Annotated in this window: 1 protein-coding gene; it reads right to left on the bottom strand. The window is 41.9% G+C overall.

The window, feature by feature from the left end:
• Nucleotides 1-88: 88 nt before the first annotated feature.
• Entirely contained in the window at nt 89-1,606 is a 1,518-nt protein-coding gene (locus C9J41_RS21550; RefSeq protein ID WP_107295015.1) for an ISNCY family transposase, read from the bottom strand.
• Between the last annotated feature and the right edge of the window lie 138 nt (nt 1,607-1,744).

Below are 1,744 nucleotides of genomic sequence, written 5' to 3'. Positions count from 1 at the left end.
TGTGATTACCGAGGGAGGTTGACGGTTTAAATACCGAAGGATTCTGTCGTTGTCTTATTTATAATAGTTCACTATGGCAGAGTTACTCTTATTCGATAATTGAAGCCTTGGCACGTGCCTCCCGTAACTCTCTTGTATTCAGCTTTTCCGCAAGCCAGATGTTCCTCACGGTTGAGTGGCTGATCGATATATCAAAACGCTTTCTCATTTCACCGCTGATCATGATTGATGTTAAGTGAGGTAATTTGAGCGTTAGCAAGATGACTATATCTCTAGTCTTTTCATCAATACGATTACTATTGTGTGATTGACCATACATACGCTTTAAAGCTAACGGACCATGAGCTTCAAGTAGCTGACGGTTGTTGTGTATGCTTTTGACAGAGCAGCCGCTCTGTCGAGCCGCCTCTCTAACATTTCCTAACTCATTAGCGAGTTCAATAGCATTGAGCTTTTTCTGAACTTCTTCTCCGTATTCCTTTCTCGAGCTTGGCTCAATAAGTTCTTTAATTGTTAATTCTCGGTTTGCGAAATAAGCCGAAAATCCGCCATCAAGTTGTTTATGCAATTCAACTTGTTGGCTCACAATAGAATGTCGTAATGGAGAAGTAATTTGGTACATTTTGTTGGCGTAACTGAAGGTATGATCTCTACGTATTTTTCGATATTCTTTTTGAATACATACCTTATCGAGGTTGATATGTTTGGGAACGGGTCGATGCTCCGAGCGAACCTGTTTGGCGTTGACGGTAAGTGTCGTTGCCCAATACTCAGGGATAAAAGTGTTTTGTAGGTAATTATTAGCGCTGTTCATATCAGTAACTTCAGCCAGTCTTAACTCAGGAACAAGACGATCTTGGAACGTATCAAAGGCACGTTCTATACGTCCTTTACCTTGAGGTGAATTAGCAAAAATAATTTCAATTCCTAGTTCTTCACAGGCCCGCTGCATTTGAGAAAAGTGGCAACGTTTTGGACCGCCAAAGATGCCAGCTCTATCGACGTAAAGGGTTTTAAAAAGCCCTTTTTTCTCGATGTAAGCTTTCATTACCTTGAGACATCCTTCAGTTGTTTCTGAGGGAAAGAATTCCGCATGAACCTCACTGGTTGCATCATCAATCATGGCAATAAGACAGGACTTTTTATCACCGAACCAAAGGTGTGGACTACCGTCCATCTGAAGCATTAATCCTTCTGCTTCCATACGCTCACGTCGTCTTCTCACCTTAGAACGTCGATGTTTAGCCCGTTTTACATGATGAATTTCATGTGCCCAAGAACGAAGAGTCTCCCGCTTAACTTTAATGCCTTCCAAAATCTCTAACATGTCGGCTAAGTGGGTCATATTTAAGTCGTAATACTTGGTTTTTATAAGAGCCTGAACTCGCTGCTTTACTGCATCGGGTATTTTATTCGCGGGTGCTCTACCCGTATTACCATGAACGACAAATCGAACACCATCAGCGCGATATCGCTTGAGATAGCGCTCTATAGTACGGCGAGATTTATTGAGGAGCTTAGAAGCATTAGTGATTGAGATTTTACCAAGCGCCACCTTAGATATGATATCTACGGTAAGCTGAGATTGAGCATCCATAACGATCATCCTACACACCTCTGACTAGCCCATATTGATAGTCAAAGAATTACGTAAAAATGGAGACCGTCAATTTCCCTCGGTAATTAAGCAAGCGACAAAGTCGCTTGGTAGTTAGGGTACGACAGAATCGCTTGGTGATCACAT

It is taken from the genome of Photobacterium sp. GB-50 (assembly GCF_003026755.1).
Taxonomy (GTDB): Bacteria; Pseudomonadota; Gammaproteobacteria; order Enterobacterales; family Vibrionaceae; genus Photobacterium.
This window is presented reverse-complemented; position numbering and strand designations above follow the sequence as displayed.